General features: G+C 36.2%; 25 protein-coding genes. 12 read left to right on the forward strand and 13 right to left on the reverse strand.

Annotation, left to right across the window (positions count from 1 at the left end; genetic code table 11):
* Nucleotides 1–113: 113 nt before the first annotated feature.
* The 5 genes from BLT46_RS09390 to BLT46_RS09405 form a co-directional block, all read right to left on the reverse strand.
* Nucleotides 114–764, reverse strand: a complete 651-nt coding sequence (locus BLT46_RS09390; protein ID WP_090409571.1) for a hypothetical protein — start codon at nucleotides 762–764, stop codon at nucleotides 114–116.
* Between the two features lie 240 nt (nucleotides 765–1004).
* The gene (locus BLT46_RS09395) at nucleotides 1005–1991 is read right to left on the reverse strand and encodes a DNA/RNA helicase domain-containing protein (protein ID WP_218127656.1); all 987 of its coding nucleotides are present in this window, start codon (nucleotides 1989–1991) and stop codon (nucleotides 1005–1007) included.
* Complete coding sequence (locus BLT46_RS13220; protein ID WP_218127658.1) at nucleotides 1937–2188, reverse strand: GIY-YIG nuclease family protein; 252 nt, start codon at nucleotides 2186–2188, stop codon at nucleotides 1937–1939. Before BLT46_RS13220 ends, BLT46_RS09395 begins: the two co-directional genes overlap by 55 nt.
* Nucleotides 2188–2517 carry a nucleotide pyrophosphohydrolase gene (locus BLT46_RS09400; protein WP_090409573.1) on the reverse strand — a complete coding sequence of 110 codons (330 nt, stop codon included), beginning with the start codon at nucleotides 2515–2517 and terminating at the stop codon, nucleotides 2188–2190. Before BLT46_RS09400 ends, BLT46_RS13220 begins: the two co-directional genes overlap by 1 nt.
* A 700-nt stretch (nucleotides 2518–3217) precedes the next feature.
* Nucleotides 3218–3619 carry a DUF2262 domain-containing protein gene (locus BLT46_RS09405; RefSeq protein ID WP_090409575.1) on the reverse strand — a complete coding sequence of 134 codons (402 nt, stop codon included), beginning with the start codon at nucleotides 3617–3619 and terminating at the stop codon, nucleotides 3218–3220.
* Between the two features lie 191 nt (nucleotides 3620–3810).
* On the opposite strand from BLT46_RS09405, the gene BLT46_RS09410 reads away from it, so the two are divergent.
* Nucleotides 3811–4107: a DUF6804 family protein gene (locus tag BLT46_RS09410; RefSeq protein ID WP_090409577.1), complete on the forward strand. Its 297-nt coding sequence runs from the start codon at nucleotides 3811–3813 to the stop codon at nucleotides 4105–4107.
* Nucleotides 4108–4178: 71 nt separating this feature from the next.
* Here BLT46_RS09410 and BLT46_RS09415 read toward each other — a convergent pair whose 3' ends face one another.
* Both BLT46_RS09415 and BLT46_RS09420 read right to left on the reverse strand, forming a co-directional pair.
* A complete protein-coding gene (locus tag BLT46_RS09415; RefSeq protein WP_090409578.1) occupies nucleotides 4179–4793 on the reverse strand; it encodes a class I SAM-dependent methyltransferase in 615 nt (204 codons plus the stop codon).
* Nucleotides 4794–4796: 3 nt separating this feature from the next.
* A complete protein-coding gene (locus BLT46_RS09420) occupies nucleotides 4797–5114 on the reverse strand; it encodes a rhodanese-like domain-containing protein (RefSeq protein ID WP_090409580.1) in 318 nt (105 codons plus the stop codon).
* A 165-nt stretch (nucleotides 5115–5279) separates the two neighbouring features.
* Here BLT46_RS09420 and rlmH point away from each other — a divergent pair, with 165 nt between their 5' ends.
* A complete protein-coding gene (gene rlmH / locus BLT46_RS09425; RefSeq protein WP_090409583.1) occupies nucleotides 5280–5753 on the forward strand; it encodes a 23S rRNA (pseudouridine(1915)-N(3))-methyltransferase RlmH in 474 nt (157 codons plus the stop codon).
* Nucleotides 5754–5787: 34 nt separating this feature from the next.
* Here the strand turns inward: rlmH and BLT46_RS09430 are convergent, their stop codons facing one another.
* Together BLT46_RS09430 and folP are read right to left on the reverse strand one after the other, a co-directional pair.
* Complete coding sequence (locus BLT46_RS09430; RefSeq protein WP_090409584.1) at nucleotides 5788–6396, reverse strand: hypothetical protein; 609 nt, start codon at nucleotides 6394–6396, stop codon at nucleotides 5788–5790.
* On the reverse strand, nucleotides 6393–7217 hold the full coding sequence (gene folP / locus BLT46_RS09435) for a dihydropteroate synthase (RefSeq protein ID WP_090409657.1): 825 nt from the start codon (nucleotides 7215–7217) through the stop codon (nucleotides 6393–6395). The genes BLT46_RS09430 and folP overlap by 4 nt, the downstream gene beginning before the upstream one ends.
* Before the next feature lie 124 nt (nucleotides 7218–7341).
* Between folP and BLT46_RS09440 the strand changes: the two genes are divergently transcribed.
* The 5 genes from BLT46_RS09440 to tpiA are packed head-to-tail and all read left to right on the forward strand — an operon-like array spanning nucleotide 7342 to nucleotide 11466.
* Complete coding sequence (locus tag BLT46_RS09440) at nucleotides 7342–7887, forward strand: DUF1599 domain-containing protein (RefSeq protein WP_090409586.1); 546 nt, start codon at nucleotides 7342–7344, stop codon at nucleotides 7885–7887.
* Nucleotides 7888–7914: 27 nt separating this feature from the next.
* Nucleotides 7915–9015, forward strand: a complete 1101-nt coding sequence (locus BLT46_RS09445; RefSeq protein WP_090409588.1) for a BT_3928 family protein — start codon at nucleotides 7915–7917, stop codon at nucleotides 9013–9015.
* Nucleotides 9016–9027: 12 nt separating this feature from the next.
* On the forward strand, nucleotides 9028–10104 hold the full coding sequence (locus BLT46_RS09450) for an ABC transporter permease (RefSeq protein ID WP_090409589.1): 1077 nt from the start codon (nucleotides 9028–9030) through the stop codon (nucleotides 10102–10104).
* Nucleotides 10105–10127: 23 nt separating this feature from the next.
* Complete coding sequence (locus BLT46_RS09455; protein WP_090409591.1) at nucleotides 10128–10709, forward strand: TlpA disulfide reductase family protein; 582 nt, start codon at nucleotides 10128–10130, stop codon at nucleotides 10707–10709.
* 1 nt (nucleotide 10710) lies between these two features.
* Nucleotides 10711–11466: a triose-phosphate isomerase gene (gene tpiA, locus BLT46_RS09460; protein WP_090409592.1), complete on the forward strand. Its 756-nt coding sequence runs from the start codon at nucleotides 10711–10713 to the stop codon at nucleotides 11464–11466.
* Between the two features lie 180 nt (nucleotides 11467–11646).
* Here tpiA and BLT46_RS09465 read toward each other — a convergent pair whose 3' ends face one another.
* Nucleotides 11647–12207 carry a Crp/Fnr family transcriptional regulator gene (locus BLT46_RS09465; protein ID WP_090409659.1) on the reverse strand — a complete coding sequence of 187 codons (561 nt, stop codon included), beginning with the start codon at nucleotides 12205–12207 and terminating at the stop codon, nucleotides 11647–11649.
* Nucleotides 12208–12488: 281 nt separating this feature from the next.
* On the opposite strand from BLT46_RS09465, the gene BLT46_RS13195 reads away from it, so the two are divergent.
* Nucleotides 12489–12647 (forward strand): hypothetical protein, encoded by a 159-nt coding sequence (locus BLT46_RS13195; protein ID WP_176770745.1) that lies wholly within the window; start codon nucleotides 12489–12491, stop codon nucleotides 12645–12647.
* Between the two features lie 95 nt (nucleotides 12648–12742).
* Here the strand turns inward: BLT46_RS13195 and BLT46_RS09470 are convergent, their stop codons facing one another.
* Nucleotides 12743–14143, reverse strand: a complete 1401-nt coding sequence (locus BLT46_RS09470; RefSeq protein ID WP_090409594.1) for an NAD-dependent succinate-semialdehyde dehydrogenase — start codon at nucleotides 14141–14143, stop codon at nucleotides 12743–12745.
* Between the two features lie 285 nt (nucleotides 14144–14428).
* On the opposite strand from BLT46_RS09470, the gene BLT46_RS13130 reads away from it, so the two are divergent.
* The 3 genes from BLT46_RS13130 to BLT46_RS09480 all read left to right on the forward strand — a co-directional run bounded on the left by BLT46_RS13130 (nucleotide 14429) and on the right by BLT46_RS09480 (nucleotide 20366).
* Nucleotides 14429–14710 (forward strand): hypothetical protein, encoded by a 282-nt coding sequence (locus BLT46_RS13130; RefSeq protein ID WP_143021888.1) that lies wholly within the window; start codon nucleotides 14429–14431, stop codon nucleotides 14708–14710.
* An 82-nt stretch (nucleotides 14711–14792) separates the two neighbouring features.
* Entirely contained in the window at nucleotides 14793–19142 is a 4350-nt protein-coding gene (locus BLT46_RS09475; RefSeq protein ID WP_090409596.1) for a CusA/CzcA family heavy metal efflux RND transporter, read from the forward strand.
* A gap of 12 nt (nucleotides 19143–19154) precedes the next feature.
* Nucleotides 19155–20366 carry an efflux RND transporter periplasmic adaptor subunit gene (locus tag BLT46_RS09480; RefSeq protein ID WP_090409598.1) on the forward strand — a complete coding sequence of 404 codons (1212 nt, stop codon included), beginning with the start codon at nucleotides 19155–19157 and terminating at the stop codon, nucleotides 20364–20366.
* A gap of 120 nt (nucleotides 20367–20486) precedes the next feature.
* On the opposite strand, the gene BLT46_RS09485 is transcribed toward BLT46_RS09480, so the two are convergent.
* Together BLT46_RS09485 and prmC are read right to left on the reverse strand one after the other, a co-directional pair.
* Entirely contained in the window at nucleotides 20487–20975 is a 489-nt protein-coding gene (locus BLT46_RS09485) for a hypothetical protein (protein WP_090409600.1), read from the reverse strand.
* Between the two features lie 125 nt (nucleotides 20976–21100).
* Nucleotides 21101–21946 carry a peptide chain release factor N(5)-glutamine methyltransferase gene (gene prmC, locus BLT46_RS09490; protein ID WP_090409602.1) on the reverse strand — a complete coding sequence of 282 codons (846 nt, stop codon included), beginning with the start codon at nucleotides 21944–21946 and terminating at the stop codon, nucleotides 21101–21103.
* A 44-nt stretch (nucleotides 21947–21990) separates the two neighbouring features.
* On the opposite strand from prmC, the gene ribD reads away from it, so the two are divergent.
* On the forward strand, nucleotides 21991–23058 hold the full coding sequence (gene ribD, locus BLT46_RS09495; RefSeq protein ID WP_090409604.1) for a bifunctional diaminohydroxyphosphoribosylaminopyrimidine deaminase/5-amino-6-(5-phosphoribosylamino)uracil reductase RibD: 1068 nt from the start codon (nucleotides 21991–21993) through the stop codon (nucleotides 23056–23058).
* Nucleotides 23059–23060 lie beyond the last annotated feature (2 nt).

The raw sequence follows: 23060 nt of genomic DNA on the forward strand, positions 1-23060 counted from the left end.
TTATTTTCTAACCTAACAGTTAATTCATTCTGAGTACGCTCTTGTGTCTTAAACACATCATTACTTACCAGAATTAATTCAGCATAAATACTAGAAAATAATTTAAGTTACTCTTACTTTTTTAATCCTCTTTGCCAAAAAAACATATCAACTATTTTCATTGTAGGATAATAAACATTAGAGTTCGACAAGTATTCTTTACGTATTTCTTCAATATCACTATTATTTTCCTCAATAAACGCAAATAATTGTTCTAAGCCTTTAATCGTAATCTTTGAAATGAATATATTATTCTTTTTCAACCCTTCTAGGAAATATCTATCCAACGCAGGTAGACACCCCAACGTACCCAATATAATTTTACTAAGCAGTACATCTGTTGGAGAAATAACTAACTTCTCACCTTCTTTTATATAAGACTGTTTTTTATAATATTCTTTAAGTTCATTTTTAAGCTTGATAATATCTGTAATTTGTTCCTTACTCACATCAAAATCATTCTGCTTACACTGCAAATATTGATATCTCTTGATGATAGTCACCGCGCCAATATGTACCTTGTAGTTCTTTTGTAACAAAGAACTCGATCCTCTATACATCCCCCAACTTGCTAAATAAAAGGCTAAATGTAATGCCAATATATCAGTATCTTTTTCAGTTTGAAATGCGTGGAAGCAGTGGTTCCATGATGTAAAACGATGATCGGGATCGCTATTTATTTGTTTCAAATAATCTTCAATACTGTTCTTTAAAATTAGATTCATATTTTAGCTAATTAACAGAATAAATTTAGCTAATTTAACTTCTACTACAAAGTATTATTAAACACCTGTTTTTATCTTCATAATCTCCTTATTTAATATACAAACTATGAAAAAATACTGCTTAAATATCGAATTTAAAAATGTTAACCTTAATAACTACTTCATAAAAACTGACTTTGAATTCAAAGAGTTTAAAACTGATCTTTATGTTTCTTCAGATACAATAGAATTTCATATTCATTACGATTCTGTTATGTATTTAGGTGAAAAAATTGGTATGTGCCTACAAAAAATGTCTTGGAAACAATTCACTGCTAACATTAAACTCTCTGGATTTGAAAAAATACAGAATCTGATAAAAATTGATCTATCTGAATCTTCAAAATCTTCTTGTAAAACATCGGATGGTTTTATACTTTGTTTTTCATCATAGAATAACACTAATTTATCAGATTGCAACTGGGCCCATTCCAACTCTGAACTTGTTTCTTTATCTAATCCTAATGCCAAACAATATTCGTCAAACTTACCATAATAAGCACCTAAGTTCACTCGACGTCGCAAACGATGAGATTCGTCTATAATCAAAATATCATAGTGACTCTTAACCATTTCAGCAGGTCCAATCACCATTTTTGCATTTAATCCTTGTATATTTTTAAAAACATTAGATATTGTCTTTCTAAAAGAAGACATTGGAATAACTAAGGCCATTTTAAGATCACTATATCTTTCTTTAACACGCTCCAACAAATCAAGTAATTCCGTTTCAGAATCTTCAAAATCACTATAGTTGAAATCTGACAGTTCTGTTTTTAATAATTTAAATAAAAATATTGCTAATATACTTTTTCCTGTTCCTGCTCCTCCTTCGATTAAACTAATCTTCGCATTATCATCAAGCAAACAGTTTAATATTTTTTTCAATCCTTCAACCTGTCCTCCAGATAAACTTTTATATGGCGAATACTTAAATAAATCTGAATTGTCAATATAATCTAAGGAATGTCTGGCAATTCCTATTGATCTTAAAGAATCCCAAATACCTGTAAACAAGTCCCAATAAACTTCTTTCTGTTGATAATAGTGATGATTAGCAATACCTAAATTTCCATTGATAGGCTTAAACTTACCATCAGCTGCTATGTAACGTATTAGATTTGATTCAATATCTAATGTAGCCGACTTATTAAAATAATCACCTGTGATAAAATGAACTGATTCCATTTTTTTTCACTATGCTTTAAGTGTGCACGCATACGTTTTTGCACCTCAGTCGTTTCTCCAATATAAGCAGACTTTGACTTATTATCACTTAACAAATAAACTAATGGCCATGATAAAAACTTAGGACTAATAAGCTCGATTTCTGTAATTACAGTATCATTAAAATCTCTTTTAACTAATTGAAACTTATCTTCCATTATAACTCTGTATACTTTTTAGCTGTCCCTTTTGATTTCTCTACTGGATACTTTTCGTTGTTTTTTTTAATTTTAGCATCCATTATTTCAATAACATCTATGTTGTTTTTTTCTGCTAATAACAAACTATATAACATTACATCAGCCAACTCTTCTTTTAGTCTTTCCTCATTACATTCTTCATTACCTTTCCACAAAAACAATTCTAATAATTCAGATGCTTCAATAGATAATGCTACTGCTAAATCTTTTGAATTATGAAATTGACTCCAATCTCTTACATCTCTAAACTCTATCAATTTTTTTATTATTATATCTAAGTCTTTCATTATTGTATGTTTTAATATGCTAAATGTACCTATCCTTTTTTTACCTATACTAACAAATATTCGCATTATTTAGATAAGTATCTTTTCAATTATAGATAGTAAAAATACCATTTATTATGAATTATTTTTTCACAATTACGCTCAATAATAGCATTTAGCATTCTTTGAGTAAACTGCTTATTTTGTTTCCAAATGCCAAGTTCAGTGTGAAAGAATAACAATTTCCCCCTACACTGTTTATCATTAGAAATTGATAAACATAAAACGAGACGAGGGAATAGGAAACCTAAATAACATAATCTCTTCATGTCATTGTATAAATCCCACAAATAATTTTTTTTCTTACCATCTTAAAGAAAAATATTTTGTTTACTCCCTATTTATTACGTGGTTTAAACCAATAAAAGCCTACCTACATACAAACACCCTAAATTCTGAATATCAATAACATACAAATAATATTCGCTTCTTTCTTTGGAACGGCTTTGCAATAGTGCAAGAATTCTTCGGAAAACACCCTCCTTTTCCGAAGAAGTTCTAACCAATGGTGCATTCGTTCCCGATAAAAACACAAATAAGAATAACAACATTATCGCTTGTTCATATTCTGTTGCCTTTCAAAAAAACAAATTACTAAGAAATTACAAAAGCCCTTCAATGAAAATTGAAAGGCTTTTGTAATTTTATGATGTACTAACAATTAACCATCGATGCAAACACCATCGTCAAACTGTCCGTTAGCCATTTCTATCGTTAAAAAATGTCCGCCAAATAAATCGCCTCCTTCATACATAAACTCAACGGCTGTATCTCCCGTGAAATACAATGAAATTAAATTAAGCCCCTGCATAAATGCTTCATCCGTAATAGATCCGTCTTCACAATAAGCATCGTAAAGCTCATCTACAATTAATCGCTTCCCTCTTTGATCAAATGCCTGTAAATCACTTACAATCGTATTAACATCGGCTAATAAACCTTCTAAATTATCATCCATATTGTGAATAGCAATGGTGATCTCCTCTTCTCCGTGGGCTAAGTCCATTTGTAATACGTCTTGATCGTAATCTGCTACTTCAAAATCTTTTACTGTTATTGTCATAATTATATATTTTATTAATTATCGTTCTATATCTCCTACGTGTGCAAATATACTTCTAATACAAAAGTGAGAAACAGTAGTTTTATCTTTTCTCTCAAAAAAACAATTCTCCTTATTAAAAGTTACATTGGATATATTGCCTATCGCTTTTATAAATTGTACTTTAACCTTGTTTAAAAACAATAACTTTTATGGAAAAGACAATCAAAATACTTTTAGCAGTTATCTTATTGCTCTGCTTACTCCCCCTACCGTATGGTTTCTTTGAATTAGTGCGCTTTATCGCTTTCATCGGTTTTGGATATTTAGCCTTTATGGCCAACAAGAGAAATAATCAGAATGAAATGATCTTGTTTGGTGCTTTGGCGTTGCTGTTTCAACCGTTCTTTAAAATTGCCTTGGGTAGAACGCTGTGGAATATTGTAGATGTAGTAGTGGCGGTAGGTTTATTGCTTACGATGAACAAAAAGAACATCTTAAAAAAGTAAATGAGATACAATAAAAAAATCCTTTTAGAAAACACTCTAAAAGGATTTTTTTTATGAATAGTAGTTATGGATTACTGTTTAACACCGATTAAACGAATTACGGCTGCTTCGCCAAGATGAAATTGCCCTTCTTGTAATGTTACTACTTGCTCTTCGGCTAAGGTAAAGGTGAAGTCTTGAAAGTCTTCTTTTAACTCAGCAAGGTCAAATAACATACTTACTTCTCCCGGGCCACCAACAGCGGGGTTCTTCTCTTGCTTGGCTTTGTGCTGTTTGCTAAAGCCTTCTAAGATTAGCGTTCCTCCTTTTTTTATAGCTTTTGCCAATTTGCGGTGGTATATGCGTCTGTATTCTTCAGGAAAGTGGGCAAAGATTAACCCCAGTGTGTCAAACTCTCTTCTGTCAAGATCAATTTCTTTGACAGTTGATACTAAGTAGTTAATCACTACTCCCTTGTCTTGTGCTAACTTCATAGCTTTCTTTTGTCCTTCTACACTCATATCAAATGCAGAAACAGTCCACCCTTGTTGAGCTGCAAATACAGCGTTTCGCCCTTCTCCTTCTGCGGCTAATAATACTGTGCCTACTTGTGGCAACTCGCTTAGCGCTTGTTCAAAAAAGCGATTAGGTGTTGTGCCATACGCATAAACTTCTTCTTTATATCGGTTGTCCCAAAAATTGCTCATCGTTTATTTGTTTACGCTTTTTGCTACATTTTGCCAAGAACCTCCATTGATTACTTGCTTGTATCCGTTGTTGTTTAACACCTGCTTTGCTTGTCCACTGCGCATTCCACTGCGGCAGAAAACAACAATTGCTTTGTCTTTTGGCAATTTGTTTAATTGTCTTTCTAAAGTGTCTAACGGAATATTGATTGCTCCACTTACAGAACCACCGTTAAATTCCCCTTGTGTGCGTACATCTACTAATAATGCTCCGCCTTTGATGTATTGTTCTAATTCGTCATTTGAACCAAAACCTGCTACTTTTTTAATAAAATCAAACATTGTGCTACAATTTTAGATTGCAAAAATACACTCACCTGTTCCAATAGCGTGTAACTTAGGTTACACAGAACGGAAGTTTCACAGCATTTTGGCTGCTTAAACGGAAAAAGGCAATGGCATTTTACAGAAAAAAATAAAAAACATACTTTTGCAAAAAATACACGAATGAATATCAAGTTAATTGCCATAGGAAAAACGGATAGTAAACCGCTACAGACATTAATGGATGAATACACTAAACGCCTGTCGTTTTACGTCAAGTTTGACTTGGAGGTTATTCCGGATATCAAAAATTCGAAGAATATGTCGGAGGCGCAACAAAAACAAAAGGAGGGGGAACTTATTTTATCTAAAATAACGCCTACTGATTTCTTGGTTTTGTTGGATGAAAATGGAAAGGAATTTAGCAGTATTGGCTTCTCTGAAGAATTGCAAAAAAGAATGAATGCGGGGATTAAAACTTTGGTATTTGTCATTGGTGGACCTTATGGTTTCTCTGAAGAAGTGTACAAAAATGCAAAGGGAAAGATATCGCTTTCTCGTATGACGTTTTCTCACCAAATGATTCGCTTGTTTATCATAGAACAGATTTATCGCGGGTTTACAATCTTGCGCAATGAACCGTATCACCACCAATAAAAAAAAGCCTGTTATTCAACAGGCTTTGGTATTTTTAGTAGATTAAATCTGTCTTAGCAAATTTGTCTTGTACTTCTTTTTCAACTAAGAAAATACGCGTTTGTAGGTATTGTTCAAATGTCAGGTCTTTATTAAACCCTAACTGAACACTATCGCGGTCTTGAATTGCTTGCACTAATTGGTCTTTAGACACTGCATTTCCTTCAAACAAAATAGTGTTTGCATCTTTTACATACACCACGTTTGCCATAGTTGTTGGTCCTACGAATCCGTAGTCTAACTCCTTAATTGGAAAGAATGACAAGTGCTTACTCACTGTATCCGCATAGCTTAAAAACACTCCTTTTTCATCTTTGTGCATGTTTTCTTCGTTGTACTTGTGGTCTTTGATGCGCTTAATCTCTGTCAATACGTCTTTTACATTCAAATCGCGTTGTACAGAAACGATGTAATTTGTACCGCTAATTCTGTTGGCTTCGATTAATTCAAAGCTCTTACCTTCTTCTCCTGTTTCAAAATAAATAGGCGAATGGTCTTCCACTCCCTCTTCTACTGTAAAACCTGCACGAGGAATGTGCATTTCTTTTCGATTGCAACTGCCTAATAGTATCAAAGCAGGAATTAGCAATAATAGCTTTTTCATTTAATTATCTGTTTTAATATTTCTCTTGTTTGTACTGCTTCTTTAACATCGTGAACGCGCAAAATATTGGCTCCTTTTTGTAGCGCAATAGTGTTTAATACAGTGGTTCCGTTTAACGCCTCTTGTGCTGTGATGTCTAACAGTTTATAAATCATTGACTTTCTCGATATTCCTACTAATAGCGGTAGGTCAAACGAAGATAGTAATTCCATCTTACCCATTAGTTCGTAATTCTGGTCTAAGGTTTTTGCAAACCCAAAACCGGGGTCTAAAATGATGTCGTTAATTTTGTGTTCACGGGCTTTGGCAACGCGTTCTGCAAAGTATAGCTTTACTTCTTTAACCAAATCGCTATACGCAGTCAGCGATTGCATAGTTTGTGGAGTTCCGCGCATATGCATCATAATATAAGGCACTTGCAACTGTCCTACTGTTTCAAGCATTGCCTCGTCTAAGTGGCCTGCTGCAATATCATTTACTATTGCCGCACCTGCTTCTACTGTGGCCTTTGCTACTGCTGCTCTAAATGTGTCTATGGATAAATGGGTTGTTGGAAACTCCTTTTGCAACATCGCTACAATCGGTACGATACGCTGTATTTCTTCTTGTTCACTGACAAACTCAGCACTTGGTTTACTTGAATAAGCGCCTACGTCAATGAAGTCTGCCCCTTGCGCAATCATCTCTTCTGCGTGTTTTAGAAATGCCGCATCAGACTTGTACTTTCCTCCGTCATAAAAAGAATTGGGAGTGATGTTTAGAATTCCCATTATTTTTGGAGAACTTAAATCAACCAATTCTCCTTTACAATTTATTGTCATTCCGTTCAATACCTTACTTTTTTTCGTATTTTTATATATTATTACGCTCCAAAAACACATTCCCTCTTTCAAAGGGTTAGTATTATTACTATTTTTGGAAAAATATTACACAAATATAATTCAAATGAATACTACTTCTACTCAATTTGACCAAGTAATTGCCATCTGCAGGGATTTATACCAGAAAAAAATGCACGATTATGGGTGTGCTTGGCGAATTTTACGTTTACCTTCTTTGACGGATCAAATATTTATTAAAGCACAACGCATTAGAAGTATTCAAGAAAATGAAGTGCGCAAAGTGGATGAAGGTGAAATGCCCGAGTTTATTGGTATTATCAACTATTGCGTTATGGCGCTTATCAATTTAGAGAAAGGCGTAGCAACGCAACCTGACTTGTCAAGTGAGGAGGCAATTAAATTGTACGATGAGAAAATTGCGGAGACAAAAGCGTTAATGGAAAACAAAAATCACGATTATGGTGAGGCTTGGAGAGAAATGCGCGTGAGCTCTTTGACGGATTTAATCTTGCAAAAATTATTGCGCGTTAAACAAATTGAAGATAACAAAGGAAAGACATTAGTGTCTGAAGGAATTGCTGCGAATTACCAGGATATGCTTAATTATTCTGTGTTTGCTTTAATTCACTTAGACGTTGCTAATCAATAATAACGTTTTTTAAACAATCATTAAATTATGAAAATCATTGCTCAACTATCGCGCATATTTGTAGGTGTTTTATTCATCTTGTCAGGATTAGTTAAGTTAAATGACCCAATGGGGTTTTCTTATAAATTGGAAGAATACTTCTCTGAGGCTGTTTTAAACTTACCTTTTCTAATTCCTTATGCTGTTGCTTTAGCCGTTGTATTGGTTATTGCTGAAGTGGTTTTAGGGGTGGCTTTATTGGTAGGATACAAGCGCAAGTGGACTTTGACTTTGCTGTTTTTAATGATTATATTCTTTACATTCCTTACTTTTTACTCTGCTTATTACAACAAAGTAACTGATTGTGGGTGTTTTGGAGATGCAATTGCACTAACGCCTTGGGGCTCGTTTACCAAAGATGTGGTGTTGTTAGTCTTGCTTTTAATCATCTTAAGAGATAGAGAGGTTGTACAGCCTTTATTCCCTGGTAAAGTGAATGGTACTCTTGTATTTATTTCATTGGTATTGAGTGGTTTTATGGGGTATTGGGTGTTAAATCATCTGCCTTTGAAAGACTTTAGAGCATATAAAGTAGGTACTGACATCATGAAGGGAATGGAGATTCCGGAAGACGCACCGCGTGCGGTTTACGAGATGTCATTCTACTATGACGTAAATGGTGAGGAACGCAAGTTTAGCGATAAGGAATTAACTAAACTGCCTGAAGGGGCTAAGTTTATCAGAAGAGAAGATAAACTTATTTCAGAAGGTTTCCAACCGGCTATTCACGACTTGTCTATGGATAAAGATGGTGAGGATTTCCTTGGTGAAATGCTTGCTGAACCTAAGTTAGTGTGGATTATTGCTTACGATTTAACACGCGCTGACGAAAAAGGTTTAGAGGCGATGAAGGACTTTGCTAATAAAGCGATTGTCAACGGATACATCGTAGCAGGTATGTCTGCTTCTGCTCAAAACTTGGTGGAAGAGGTTCAAAAGAAATATAACTTGCCTTTTGACTTCTACTCTTGTGATGGTACGACTTTAAAGACTATTGAACGCGGTAATCCAAGTATCGTTGTCCTTGAAAATGGTGTGATTGTAGAGAAAAAACACTGGAACGACAGAGAAAAAGTAACCCTTAAATAACATAAAACAATCTTGTTAAGCTATTTCCTTAAAAAACTGCTTTATGCTTTTTTTACCCTTTTTGGTGTAGTTACAGTGGTGTTCTTTTTGTTCAACGTATTGCCAGGTGATCCGGCGAGAATGATGCTTGACCAAAATGAGAACTCTGAACAATTGCTGGCTATTAAAAAGAAATATGGTTTTGACCAGCCGATTAGTAAACAATATGTGTTGTATCTAAACGACTTATCTCCTATTTCCGTACACAGCAATATGGCTGATGACTACAGTTTTAACACAGATGATAAATATACTGGAGTTACCTTGCTTAACACAGGGAGCTATTCTGTAATGGCAAAAACACCTTATTTGAGAGAGAGCTTTCAGAAAAGTGGTAAAAAAGTGAGTAGCATCTTGGCAGATACCTTGCCTAATACGGTGTTATTAGCTTCTTTAGCTATCGCAATTGCCTTAGTGGTTGGGGTGTTTTTAGGAATTATATCAGCCTTGTTTAAGAATACGTGGATAGACAAGAGTATTGCAATTATCAGTACGTTTGGAATGAGTATCCCCTCTTTTTTTAGTGCTATTTTATTTGCCTGGATATTCGGTTATGTATTACACAAATACACCCATTTACCGATGACAGGGAGCTTGTATGAAGTTGATGACTTGGGTACAGGCCGACATTTAGCTTTAAAAAATGCCATTCTACCGTCTATTGTATTAGGGATTAGACCCCTTGCTGTTGTCATTCAGTTGATGCGTAATACCCTGTTAGAGGTGTTGTCTCAAGATTACATCCGAACAGCCAAAGCAAAGGGATTAAGCACGAGTAAAATTATCCGTAAACACGCGTTGAAAAACTCCTTAAACCCAGTGGTAACTGCCCTTTCAGGTTGGTTTGCCTCTATGTTAGCAGGAGCGGTATTTGTAGAGTACATTTTTGGTTGGAATGGTCTTGGCAAAGAAATTGTAGATGCATTGAATACATTAGACCTTCCGGTCATTATGGGGGCGGTACTTATCATTGCTACTTCTTTTGTAATCATTACAATTTTAGTAGATTTGATTTATGCGTATTTAGACCCTCGAGTTAAATTAAACTAACTTTTTAAAATAGAAATAACCCCATGAGAAAAACAGTAATCGCTTTAGCATTCGCGGCTATTTCATTCGCTTCTTGTAATCAGAAAACGGTAACGACAGAAGAAATTACAAATGAAGTGGAACAACAAGCTGACACAGCAAAAACAGAAGAAGTAGCAAAAGACACAACTGTGTTTGCTGAAAGAGCTTTAAAACAAGAGTTTGTTGGCTTAGATGGTAAATTCATCAACTTAGAACAAATATTAGCACAGTACAAAGATAAAGTTGTGCTAATTGATGTATGGGCGGCTTGGTGTCCTGATTGTATCAAGGCTGTACCGACTATGCAAGAAATCAAAAAAGAGTTTACGGACGTCGTATTCTTAAACTTGTCGTTAGATAAAACTCAGGATTCTTGGAAAGAGGCTATTAAAAAACACGAAATTGAAGGAGAACACTACTTCTCAATGGAAGGGAAAGGTATGAAAGGTGATTTCGGTAAAGCGTTAGACTTAAACTGGATCCCAAGATATATTGTTGTTGGTAAAGACGGTAAAATCGCTTTGTATAATGCAACAGAAAAGAACTTTGAAGAAATTAAAGAATTACTAAACAAAATTCAATAATATGAGACACACAATCGTTGCGGGTAACTGGAAAATGCACAAAACATATTCAGAAACGCACACTCTATTAGACGAACTTATAACAAAACTTCCAAGTGGAAAAGAGGTTGAAGTAATCGTTGCTCCAACTTTCACTAACTTAGCAAGTGCTGTAGCTCACTTAGAAGGTACTAACATTCAAGTGGCTGCTCAAAATGTGCACCAAGCTGAAGGGGGTGCTTTTACTGGAGAAATCTCTGCTCAAATGTTGTTGAGTGTTGGGGTTGAAACGGTAATCATTGGACACTCTGAAAGAAGACACTACTTCAATGAAACTGACGCTGTATTGGCTGATAAAGTAAACACTGCTTTAAGACATAATATGCGTGTTATTTTCTGTATTGGTGAGGAATTAAAAGATAGAGAAAGCAAACAATACTTAAATGTTATCTTTAACCAATTAACTGATGGATTATTCCACTTGTCTAAAGACCAATGGAAAAATATCGTAATTGCTTACGAACCAGTTTGGGCTATTGGTACTGGTGAAACTGCTTCTCCTGAACAAGCGCAAGAAATTCACGCTTTCATCCGTCAAGAGATTGAAAGAAAATACGACAAAAACGTTGCTGAAAACACGTCTATCCTTTACGGAGGTAGTGTGAAACCAAGTAATGCAAAAGAAATCTTCTCTAAACCTGATGTTGACGGTGGTCTTATCGGTGGTGCTGCTCTGGTAGCAGATGATTTTATTGCTATTATTGAGGCTGCTAACTAATTGTAGGTATTCATCATAAAAAATAGGCTATCTGTAATTAGATAGCCTATTTTTTTACACCTCAACGGCATATTACCTTTTTATTGATTTATAAGCGCTTAGGCAAATTATCTCTCCTTCTCTTTGCACTGTGTACTTCTGCTTATTTTACTCCCTCCTGCCCTTTGCTTTTGCGCCAAACTATATTCTTCTTATTTCACTTAATTGTTCTTCCCGTATGCCTAAATATGAGGCGATATTTTTTTCTGAAAGACGTTCTATATCCTCTTGCAATTTGCGCAATAAACGGTAGTAACGTTGTACGGGCGACATTAACTGCAACTGATAAGCGCGTTCTTCTAAAAGCATACAATAGTCCTCTGTAAAACGACGTGCAATCATATTTAACTCAGGATATTCTCTGTAAAAACGCAAAAGTACTTGATTGGGAATAGCGTAAACAATACAATCTTCTATACATTGTACATACTCCAAAGAAGGCTTGCTCTTATACATCTGATAGGTCGCCCCTAAAATACTGTGTTCAAAAGCATACCAAACGTCTATTTCTCTACCATCATATAGATAATAACCACGTACAGCTCCTTCTTCAATAACATATAAACTATCTGATTGATGCCCTTTCTGAAGTAGAAAGTCTCCTTTTCGCTTAAAGAATATTTGGGTATTTTCTTCTAAAGCAACTTTACACAATGGTGATAGGTAACCATATTGTTCCAGTAACCTAACGAGTGTATTCATAGTACTTTTTCTTTTATTAGCTTGTTTTATTTGTAACTCTAATATACCAATAATGTTTAATATCTTGGTAATCAAAGGTGTTTTATTTTAATGCCTTTTCATTTTAAAACAATGGAATATACTGTGTTTTGTTGTTTAGCAAGGTTATAAAAACAAAAATATCCCCTTTGTAAACTAAATATAAAAACACACTACTTTAAAAACTAATACAAACATTTTCAACTAATTACAAACATTCTGCTTATCTTGTAGTTTATATTAAACAATTAAACCTTTTTAAAATGAGTAAAACAGGACAAAGTGGACAAGGCAATGCTGGAGGCTGGCCATCTACAACAGGCAACCCTTCTGGAGGAGGAAGAAGTAACAATAGTTCTTCTTCTGGTAATAGTGGTTCAAAAGGAGGATCTTCTTCTGGAGGAAAAGGAGGTAAAAAATAGTGTTGTTATGTAAACATAAAAAAAGGTTCTCATTGAAAAAACAATGAGAACCTCTCTTACCCTACTTTCTAAGAAGTAGTATATAAAACTGACAATTAATACGCGTTGTCGATATCTGTAACACGGATAAGTTTTTCGTTTACAAATTCGTGAATACCATATTTCGCTTGCTCTCTACCATATCCTGAAAGTTTAGTACCTCCAAATGGTAACTCAGGAGCAATTCCTGTTACGTGGTTGATGTAAACCATTCCTGTTACAATCTCTCTCGCTACTGCAATTCCGTGTTCTTTGTTTTCCGTGAAAACACTTCCTCCTAATCCGTAAGGAGTATCGTTTGCTAAAGCAATTGCCTCAGCGTCGTTTTCAACAACATAAATCATAAACACAGGTCCGAATACCTCTTGAGAATAGATGTCCATCTCTTTTGTGATCCCTGTTAAAATAGCTGGTTCCATAAACCATCCATCTCTATCTAATTTTTTACCACCGTGAACTAAAGTAACTCCTTGTTCAACAGCTTTCTGAACTTGTCCTAAAACATCTTCTCTTGCTCTTTCACTGCTCAATGGTGCAACTTGTGTGTCTGCTTCTAATGGATCGCCAATTTTAGCTGCTTTAACTGCTTCAACAACACCAGCGATAAACTCATCTGCTACGTTCTTATTTACAATTAAACGTTTTGGAGATACACATACTTGTCCTGCATTCCATAAACGTCCTTCTACAGCTCCTCTGATTGCTTTTTTAACATCAGCATCTTCTAAAACGATAAACGCATCACTTCCTCCCAACTCTAACGTTGTTTTTTTGATGTGTCTACCTGCTGCTTCAGCTACACTTGCTCCTGCAAACTCACTTCCTGTGAAAGCAACTCCTTTTACTCTTGGGTCAGCGATAATCTTTTCGATTTGTGATCCTGGTACAAATAAGTTTGTATATACGTTTACTGGTAATCCACACTCAATAAAGATGTCCTCCATAATTTGAGCACATTGTGGAATATTAGAAGCGTGTTTTAATACCATTGTATTACCAGCCATTAAGTTTGGCCCTGCTGATCTTGTAATTTGATAGAATGGGAAGTTCCAAGGTTGTACACTTAAGATTACACCTATTGGTTCTTTACTGATGAAAGCTTCTCCAAATGGCGTTTCTATTTTCTCATCTGCTAATAAGCTTGCTGCATTTGTAGCGTAGAAATCAAAGATGTCTGCACATAACAATACTTCTCCGATACCTTCTTTTAATAATTTACCCATTTCACGAGTAATTAAGGCACCTAATTCTTCTTTTCTTGCACGGAAAGTTTCTGCTACTTTGTGAATAATCTTAGCACGCTCACTGATTGATGTTCTTTTCCATCCATCAAAAGCTGCGTCTGCTTTCGTTAAGATTTGGTCAATTTCTGTAGCTGACATTACGTCAAATACTTTCTCTTCTTTTCCTGTTGTAGGATTTATCGTTTTGATATTAGATTTATTCTGTGTACTCATATTTAGTTAATTTAATGTATTCACTAATTTAATTAATCTAAACTCACTTTATCCCCTATATAATGTTAAAAATAATCAACAGGGATGTACAATCCATAAAACGTGGGTATTAACAAGACAACAAATTCACGATTTAAAACAATATATGATGCAACAGCATTGCAAAAGCAAGAATAACCTATTTTTTCTATCGTCTTATTTTATCAAATATTCTACATTTGCACTATGAAACAAGGCAACAACATACTTACACTACTGCTCTCGCTTATCTTCATAGCGATTAGTATGTATCCGTGTGCAGATAAGTATGAGCATATTGTTTCTACTAATGAACTTGGTTTCGCACAAACAACAGTACAACAACACAGTGAGCATACATCTCATCAGGATGCGTGTTCTCCTTTGTGTGCCTGTTCTTGTTGTGCTGTATCACTAACCGTTGCCAAACCCACGTCAGTAAAGACTTTTGTGGCAACTTTCATCACTTCTAAAGTTAATTCTATCTACCAAAAATCGGTCGATAATTTAGTCTATTCTATCTGGCAGCCCCCTAAATTAATGGTATAAATAATCTTATGTTGCGTATTTACTCTTTCTCCTGAAAGCGTACAATACCGCCATTTTATACCTTAATTTAAACCATACTACAATGTTAGATAAAATCATACATTTTAGTATCCGCAACAAATTTATCGTCGGAATATTCGTCTTTGCCCTTGTGGTATTAGGCGTGTACGCTACTGTAAATTTGCCAATGGATACACAACCTGATATTACCAATAATCAAGTACAAATCATTACTACCTCGCCTACTTTGGCTACGCAAGAGGTAGAACAATTTATCACTTATCCAATCGAATTAGCAGTAAAACCAATTCCAAATATCACAGAACTTCGCTCTATTAGTCGCTTTGGACTAAGTGTGATTACCGTTGTCTTTACAGAAAACACAGACATCTATTGGGCAAGAGCACAACTATCTGAAAAATTAAAAAGTGCGGAAGAAGTAATTCCTAAAGGTGTTGGAAAACCAGAACTTGCTCCTGTGAGTACTGGTTTGGGAGAGATATACCAATATGTTGTTTACCCAAAAGAAGGCTATGAGCAACAATACAATAGTATGGACCTGCGTACGATACAAGATTGGATTATCAAACCACAATTAGTAGGTGTTAAAGGAGTAGCTGAAGTAAATACCTTAGGCGGACAACTAAAGCAATATGAAGTTGCCGTTAAACCAGACCGCCTGAAAAGTATGGACACTTCTATCATCGAGATATTTGATGCTTTAGAGGCTAACAACGAAAATACAGGTGGTGCTTATATCGACAAGAAACCTTATGCTTACTTCATCCGAAGTGTTGGAATGATTGGTAGTTTGGAAGACATTGAGCGCATCGTTGTTAAAAATGTAAACGGAACCCCTGTGTTAATTCGCGATGTAGCTGATGTGAGAATTGGCAGTAGTATTCGCTATGGCGCTGTAACCAAAGACGGAAAGGGCGAAGATGTAAGCGGAATGGTAATGATGCTAAAGGATGCCAATACCCAAGAGGTAGTTCAATTGGTAAAAGAACGTATAACACAAATTGAGAAAACACTCCCTGAGGGTGTGGCTATCGAACCGTTTATAGACCGAACGAAGTTGATTGATAAAACGGTGAGCACCATTCAAACTAACCTTGTAGAAGGAGCGTTGATTGTGGTGTTTGTCCTTGTTTTACTATTGGGAAATTGGAGAGCCGGACTTATTGTTGCTTCTGTAATCCCCTTAGCCTTGCTATTTGCTATTTCGATGATGTACCTGTTTGGCGTGAGTGGTAACCTGATGAGTTTAGGGGCAATTGACTTTGGACTAATCGTAGATGGTGCTGTTATCATTGTAGAGGCTATTGTACACCGACTACACAGTGGTCATAAGCGCAAACTAACACAGTCTGAAATGGACGAACAAGTTTTTAGTTCAGCCTCTAAAATAAGAACCAGTGCCTCTTTTGGTGAAATCATTATTCTTATTGTTTACCTACCTATTTTAGCCTTATCGGGCATTGAAGGGAAGATGTTTGGACCAATGGCAATGACTGTAGCCTTTGCTATTTTAGGTGCTTTTATCTTATCGCTGACTTATGTTCCTATGATATCTTCTGTGTTTTTATCTAAAAAAGCAGGAAAAGAAAAGCCAAACTTCAGCGACAAGCTGATTGATAAATTGTACAGTTGGTACAAGCCTCTTTTAGAAGGTGCTTTTAAAATAAAACGCTTGGTACTTGTAGTGGCATTCGGACTTTTCACCTTGGCGTTATTTGTATTTAGTCGTATGGGGGGTGAGTTTATCCCTACCCTTGATGAAGGCGATTTAGCCACGCACGTTATCATATCTTCTGGGAGTTCCTTATCACAAGAAATAGAAACAACAACTAAGGCAGAGCAACTATTAAAAGAGCGCTTTCCGGAAGTAAAGATGGTTATCTCTAAAATTGGTAGTGCTGAAATTCCAACAGACCCAATGCCAATGGAAGCTGCGGATGTAATCATTGTTTTAAAAGACAAAAAAGAATGGGTTAGCGCAAAGACAAAAGAAGAACTCATTGCTAAAATGGAAGAAACCTTAGAGGAAATTCCAGGTGTGAGCACTGAGTTTTCACAACCTATTCAAATGCGCTTTAACGAACTAATGACTGGTGTTCGTAGTGATGTTGCCATCAAAGTATTTGGAGATGACTTAGACCGCTTAGCCAGTATAGGAGATGAAATCAACGGATTGATATCAACAGTAAGCGGCGTAGCTAGTCCGAAACTTGAAAGAGTAACAGGACTTCCGCAAATATCTATTAAGTACGACAAGGATAAATTAGCCTTATACGGTTTAAAAATCTCAGATATCAGTCAGATTGTCCGTGCGGGATATGCTGGTGAAATAGCTGGTTTTGTCTATGAAGGAGAAAAGCGCTTTGACGTTGTGGTGCGTTTAGACCACGATGCCCGTCAAGATATTACAAACCTAAGAGATATGTTTATTCCCCTGCCAAACGGACAACAAATTCCGTTGGAACAAATAGCTTCTGTTGCTTACGAAGATGGTCCACAACAAATTAGTCGTGAAGACGGAAAAAGACGTATTGTGTTAGGATTTAACGTGCGCGAAAGAGATGTAAAAAGTGTGGTAAACGACATTCAAGACAAGTTAGACCAACACCTCAACCTACCAGATGGATATTATATTACATATGGCGGACAATTTGAAAATTTGGTAGATGCACAAAACAGATTGATGGTAGCTGTGCCAATGGCTCTTGCTTTAATCTTTGTTTTACTGTACTTCACCTTTAAATCAGTCAAACAATCGCTAATGATTTTCACTGCTATTCCCCTTTCAGCTATTGGAGGAGTAGCCGCACTATACCTGCGCGATATGCCCTTTAGCATCTCGGCGGGAGTAGGATTTATTGCTCTTTTTGGAGTAGCCGTTTTAAACGGTATTGTTTTAATCGGACAGTTTAATCAACTAAAAGTAGAGGGTATGAATTTATACGACAGAATAATTGAAGGCACTAAAATACGCTTGCGACCTGTATTACTTACAGCGGCTGTAGCTTCTTTAGGTTTCTTGCCAATGGCCTTGAGTACAAGTGCTGGTGCAGAAGTACAAAAACCATTAGCAACCGTTGTGATAGGCGGACTTATCTCTGCTACTATCTTAACCTTAATCGTTTTGCCAATCATCTATTATTACGAGGAAAAAGGGTTTGGTATACGCCAGAAATCAAACACAGCAATCATTAGTTCTCTTCTCCTTTTAGTGGGTTTAGGGGCAAATGCGCAAGAGGTAAAACGCCTTTCTCGAAACCAAGCTTTAGACATTGCCCTTGAAAACAACCAAGGTATAAAAGCCGCTGATTTGTCTGTTCAAAGTCAGAAACAAATGACTAAAACCAGTTACGACTTAGCGAAAACAGAGGTTACAACGGGCTTTGGCTACCTCAACGGAAAAGGGCAAAAAGACATTAGCGTTAATGTTAGTCAAGCTTTTAGTCCGTTTACCTATGGGAAGAAAAAAGCAGTGTTAAACAAAAATTACGAAACGGCTATTTTACAACAACAAGGTACTGTCATAGCCACTGAATATGCTGTGAAACAAGCGTGGGAAAACATCTTATTTGCCCTTTCAAAAGACCTGTTATTACAAGAACAAGCGGTTTTGTTGAGAGATTTTTCTAAGTCAGCCAAGTTGAGATATGACACGGGAGAAACCACATTAATGGAGAGTAATGTAGCTATTGCAAAAGAACAAGAAATCAATGTGATGATTACGCAAAACGCAACGGTACTTGAGAATGAAAAGTCTAAAATAAAGGCACTTCTCAATATCACGTACGACTTTATCCCTGCTGAAACGGAACTGTATTACGATAAACACAATCCGCTTTCTACTTTAGATTTAAGTCAGAACAACACCTTACAATTAGCAGCAAAGCAAATTGAGTCTATTGAAGCAGAACGCAAATTAGAGAAAGCTACGCTACTACCTGACATTACTTTAGCTTACAATATTGAGTCTGAAGCAGGACCAGTAGAGAACAACGGACAACTTATTGGCAATTACGGCAAGGACTTGCGCATTCCGAGTTATTCCATAGGTATTTCTATTCCCCTTTTCTTTGGCAGTCAATCTTCAAAAATAAAGGCTAAGAAGTATGAAGTACAACAGGTAAGCATGCAAAAAGAGTACATTCACAAGCAATTAGAGGAAACCGTACAGCAACAGTTAGACATCATTAAAGCACAAGAAAAGGTGATTGATTACTATTTAGACAATGCTTTAAAAAATGCGGCTATCATCAAAGACCACGCAAGAAAGCAATACAATAATGGAGATATTTCTTATGTGGAATATATACAGTCTACAGAAACTGCTTTTACAATTCAAAACAATTATTTAGAAGCTGTATTGCAGTACAATTTAAGTCACAACACACTCCATTATTTAGTAAACCAATAAACAAACAGCGACATGAAAAAGTCATTCATCATAGTAACTATTGCTGCTTCTCTCCTATTTTGGAACTGCAATAGCAAACAAGAAAATACAACAGATAAGCAAGCTAATGATACTGCCCTTGCAAATACTGAAACTACAACTGAAAACGAAGCAGGCAATAAAGAAGTGGAGTTAAACAAAGCACAGTTCACTACTGCCAATATCAAGTTGGGGGCAATAGAACAAAAAAACCTAAGCGATGTTATTCGCGTTAATGGCAAGACAGAATTACCCGCGCAGAACCAAGCAGATGTGTCTTCTTTTATGAGTGGTACAATTACCAACATCTATGTAAACTTAGGCGATAAGGTAAAAAAAGGACAAGTCATTGCATCAATCGACAGTCCGGAGTTCATCCAATTACAAGAAGAATACCTTATTTCTAAAAACACGTTGGAGTACTTAGAATTGGAATACCAGCGACAACAAACTCTGCGTGCGGAGAATGTAAACTCGGCTAAAATATATCAAAAGACAAAAGCCGACTTAAACATTGAACGCGCCAGATACCAATCGCTTAGCAATCGCATAAAACTGGTTAATACCACACCCGGACAAAGTTCGTCTTCCCTAAAGATAGTAGCCCCAATTTCTGGAAACATTGCTACTATTCCGGTTAAGATTGGAACAAATGTAATGGCAGGACAATCGCTATTTACCTTAGTTGACAACTCCCAAATACACTTGGATTTGATGGTGTATGAAAAAGATTTGGCAAGTGTTCACATCGGTCAGAAGGTTTCGTTTAACCTAACGAATATCGACAAGACAGAAGTAACGGCAACTATTTTCAGTATTGGCAAGTCATTTGAACCCGGTACTAAAACAGTGGCTGTACACGCGAATATTGACAATATTCCAGATAATCTAATAACGGGATTATATGTAAATGCGTTGATACAAACTGGTCATAATACGGTTGATGTGCTTCCGAGTGATGCTATTGTTAAAGCAGACGGTAGAGAATTTATCTTTTACAAAGAAAAAGAAGACGAGAATACAACCGAAAGTGAGCACTTTCACTTTGAACGCGTGGAAGTTAAAACAGGGGTGAGTGAGCTTGGATACACACAAGTAACTATTCTTGGTACTCCTCCTAAAGACGAAGAAATCGTGGTTAAAGGAGCTTATTACTTACAAAGTCACTTGATTAAAAACGAAGGTGGTGGTGGACACGAACACTAATCTTAATACACAACAAAAGCGGATGCCTACTACATACATCCGCTTTTGTTTTATCTTGTTTATTGAACTACTCCTTTGCTGCATTATCTGCTATAAAGAGCACTTATATTGTGCTATAAACTAATACAGTTTCTTCAACTCTTTAATCAACTGCTCTACTTCTGCCATTGGCATTTTTACTGCACTATTAATTGGTCGCATATCAACCTCTACTGTTAATACACCTTTGTTGTCCTCTTGATAGCCCATTTGTTTAGCTGCAAATTTCACTGTCTTTCCAACGTCGTATTTCTTTCTTTTGTCTTTAAACCATCCGTAATCAGCTTGGTAATAAATAACCTCTTTTCCGAAAGAAATTTCCTCTTTACCAAAGGTATTCCATAGGGCCAAACGGAATACAAAATACCCTAAAAAAAGAATAAAGGCAAACAATACAATGCTTAGAATTGACATTCCCTCACCTCCTGAAACTACACCACCTACAATTCCGACTACTGGCAACGCCACACATAAAAATACTAAGATATACAGCACCATCCTAACCATAAGAGATGCTTTCTTTACTTCCAAAACAACCTCGCGATTGTTATACTGATATTGCGTTTTCATACTTAACTGATTCACTTAATTAAAGATAGTAAATTCAGCTTTTAAAAACAATGTAGAATAGTGTGCTTTTGAAAGATTCACCCTTTATATAGAAGTATTTTAATACCTATCTATTGCCTTACTACTTAAGCTTTTTTAATCGCTTTAATCATACGGTCGTTTCCTACCATATCTTTTCTCAATTCAATAGCTGTAAACAGTAGCGATTCAAATAACGCAACCGTTTCTGCACCTAAGTATTGGTTTATTTCATAAAAAAGCATTCCCCCTTCTTGAAGATTATCATTTGCTAAAGTTGCTATTTTACGATAGAAAATCAACGCGTCGTCATCTTCTACAAATAGCGCTAAATGTGGCTCGTAATCTAAAACATTCTTTTTAATATCTACTTTTTCTAAGTTTCGAACATAAGGAGGGTTAGACACAATCACGTCATACTGTGCAGGCAATTGTTCTAATGCCAAAACATCTTGTAAAATAGCTTGTACCTCAACACCGTTTTCCTTTGCATTACGTGTTGCCATTTCTAAAGCTTTAGGCGATACATCCATCAAAGTAACCTGTGCATTAGGCAACTCCTTTGCTAAGGTAATTCCGATACAACCACTCCCCGTACCAATATCTAAAATGCGAATAGGCTTATCAGCTTCTACACTATTGATTATCCACTCTACCAACTCCTCCGTTTCAGGGCGAGGAATTAGGGTGTTTTCATTCACGTTAAACGTCAATCCGTAAAAATATGCACGACCAAAGATATACTGAATCGGCTTTTCTTGTTGTAAGTCGGCCAACACCTCATCCCAAGTAGTCAGCTTATCCGTTTGTAAATCGGGATTCATAACCAAGTCAATACGCGACTTCCCTTCTATTTCTTCTAAGGCAATTAAAAACAATTGCTCTGCTTCCATTTCATCATATAAAGGCGAAAGTACTTCCTTAAAGCGGTTTTGATAAGACTTGATTTGCATAGTTGTACACTAAAATTAATGAGTTTTAGCTAAAAAGCTTAAATTTGTTCAAAGATACAGTTTTATCAATTTTGGAAAAACACGAATTATATATTTCTCGTTGCCTACAATTAGCTAAACAAGGGACCTTTGCAGCGATGCCAAACCCCTCAGTAGGAGCTGTTGTGGTGTACAACGACAAAATCATAGGCGAGGGATTTACCTCTGCTTATGGTGGACCGCACGCAGAACCCAACGCAATTGCATCCGTTAAAAATCAAGAACTTCTTAAAGAAAGTACGCTTTACGTGAGCTTAGAACCGTGTAGTCACTTTGGAAAAACACCGCCTTGTTGTGATTTAGTCATCGCGAAGCAAATTCCGAGAGTGGTGATTGGTACTGTGGACCCATTTGCAAAAGTATGCGGTCGTGGTATTCAGAAAATGCGCGAAGCAGGTATTGACGTTGTTGTTGGTGTGTTAGAAAAGGAATGTCAAGAAAGCAATAAACGCTTTTTTACATTTCACCAAAAACAACGCCCTTACATCATCTTGAAATGGGCAGAAACACCAGACCATTATTTGGCGCCATTGACAAGGGATAACCAACGTCCTTTTTGGATATCAAATACGTATTCTAAACAAACCGTACACCAATATCGCAGTGAAGAAATGGCGTTTTTAGTAGGTACGCAAACCGTGCTTGACGACAACCCGTCTTTAACTACAAGAGATTGGTATGGCAATAACCCTGTACGTGTGTATTTGGATAGAACGGGTAAAATAGACAGCAGCTTTGCTCTTCAAAATGGAGAAGCTAAAACGATATGCATCACTGCTAATGAAGCCTTGGTTACAACGGAGAATGTTATTTATGAGTATGCCGACTTTGACCAAGAATTGCTACCTCAAGTATGTGCAATTCTGTACCGACATAACATCTTGTCGTTAGTTGTAGAAGGAGGTCGTCAGACCTTGCAAAGTTTCATTGACCACAATCTTTGGGATGAAGCGCGTATATTTGTAGGCGAAACCAATTTACACGAGGGGTTGAAAGCCCCTGTGATAAGTAAATTTGACACAGAAGAAAAACACCTTATTTTAAACGATACACTACGAATTGTATTCCCGTAAGC

This window comes from Myroides phaeus (genome assembly GCF_900099675.1).
GTDB lineage: Bacteria > Bacteroidota > Bacteroidia > Flavobacteriales > Flavobacteriaceae > Flavobacterium > Flavobacterium phaeum.

What these genes read in the sequence shown, in the direction of transcription:
- BLT46_RS09470 (WP_090409594.1), bottom strand. Translation starts at nt 14,143, where the DNA reads ATGAGTACACAGAATAAATCTAATATCAAAACGATAAATCCTACAACA.
- BLT46_RS09480 (WP_090409598.1), top strand. Translation starts at nt 19,155, where the DNA reads ATGAAAAAGTCATTCATCATAGTAACTATTGCTGCTTCTCTCCTATTT.
- BLT46_RS09400 (WP_090409573.1), bottom strand. Translation starts at nt 2,517, where the DNA reads ATGAAAGACTTAGATATAATAATAAAAAAATTGATAGAGTTTAGAGAT.
- BLT46_RS09390 (WP_090409571.1), bottom strand. Translation starts at nt 764, where the DNA reads ATGAATCTAATTTTAAAGAACAGTATTGAAGATTATTTGAAACAAATA.
- BLT46_RS09465 (WP_090409659.1), bottom strand. Translation starts at nt 12,207, where the DNA reads ATGAATACACTCGTTAGGTTACTGGAACAATATGGTTACCTATCACCA.
- BLT46_RS09485 (WP_090409600.1), bottom strand. Translation starts at nt 20,975, where the DNA reads ATGAAAACGCAATATCAGTATAACAATCGCGAGGTTGTTTTGGAAGTA.
- folP (WP_090409657.1), bottom strand. Translation starts at nt 7,217, where the DNA reads ATGACAATAAATTGTAAAGGAGAATTGGTTGATTTAAGTTCTCCAAAA.
- prmC (WP_090409602.1), bottom strand. Translation starts at nt 21,946, where the DNA reads ATGCAAATCAAGTCTTATCAAAACCGCTTTAAGGAAGTACTTTCGCCT.
- BLT46_RS09395 (WP_218127656.1), bottom strand. Translation starts at nt 1,991, where the DNA reads ATGGAATCAGTTCATTTTATCACAGGTGATTATTTTAATAAGTCGGCT.
- BLT46_RS13220 (WP_218127658.1), bottom strand. Translation starts at nt 2,188, where the DNA reads ATGGAAGATAAGTTTCAATTAGTTAAAAGAGATTTTAATGATACTGTA.
- BLT46_RS09445 (WP_090409588.1), top strand. Translation starts at nt 7,915, where the DNA reads ATGAAAATCATTGCTCAACTATCGCGCATATTTGTAGGTGTTTTATTC.
- BLT46_RS09430 (WP_090409584.1), bottom strand. Translation starts at nt 6,396, where the DNA reads ATGAAAAAGCTATTATTGCTAATTCCTGCTTTGATACTATTAGGCAGT.
- BLT46_RS09405 (WP_090409575.1), bottom strand. Translation starts at nt 3,619, where the DNA reads ATGACAATAACAGTAAAAGATTTTGAAGTAGCAGATTACGATCAAGAC.
- BLT46_RS13130 (WP_143021888.1), top strand. Translation starts at nt 14,429, where the DNA reads ATGTATCCGTGTGCAGATAAGTATGAGCATATTGTTTCTACTAATGAA.
- BLT46_RS09415 (WP_090409578.1), bottom strand. Translation starts at nt 4,793, where the DNA reads ATGAGCAATTTTTGGGACAACCGATATAAAGAAGAAGTTTATGCGTAT.
- BLT46_RS09410 (WP_090409577.1), top strand. Translation starts at nt 3,811, where the DNA reads ATGGAAAAGACAATCAAAATACTTTTAGCAGTTATCTTATTGCTCTGC.
- BLT46_RS09475 (WP_090409596.1), top strand. Translation starts at nt 14,793, where the DNA reads ATGTTAGATAAAATCATACATTTTAGTATCCGCAACAAATTTATCGTC.
- rlmH (WP_090409583.1), top strand. Translation starts at nt 5,280, where the DNA reads ATGAATATCAAGTTAATTGCCATAGGAAAAACGGATAGTAAACCGCTA.
- BLT46_RS13195 (WP_176770745.1), top strand. Translation starts at nt 12,489, where the DNA reads ATGAGTAAAACAGGACAAAGTGGACAAGGCAATGCTGGAGGCTGGCCA.
- tpiA (WP_090409592.1), top strand. Translation starts at nt 10,711, where the DNA reads ATGAGACACACAATCGTTGCGGGTAACTGGAAAATGCACAAAACATAT.
- BLT46_RS09420 (WP_090409580.1), bottom strand. Translation starts at nt 5,114, where the DNA reads ATGTTTGATTTTATTAAAAAAGTAGCAGGTTTTGGTTCAAATGACGAA.
- BLT46_RS09455 (WP_090409591.1), top strand. Translation starts at nt 10,128, where the DNA reads ATGAGAAAAACAGTAATCGCTTTAGCATTCGCGGCTATTTCATTCGCT.
- BLT46_RS09440 (WP_090409586.1), top strand. Translation starts at nt 7,342, where the DNA reads ATGAATACTACTTCTACTCAATTTGACCAAGTAATTGCCATCTGCAGG.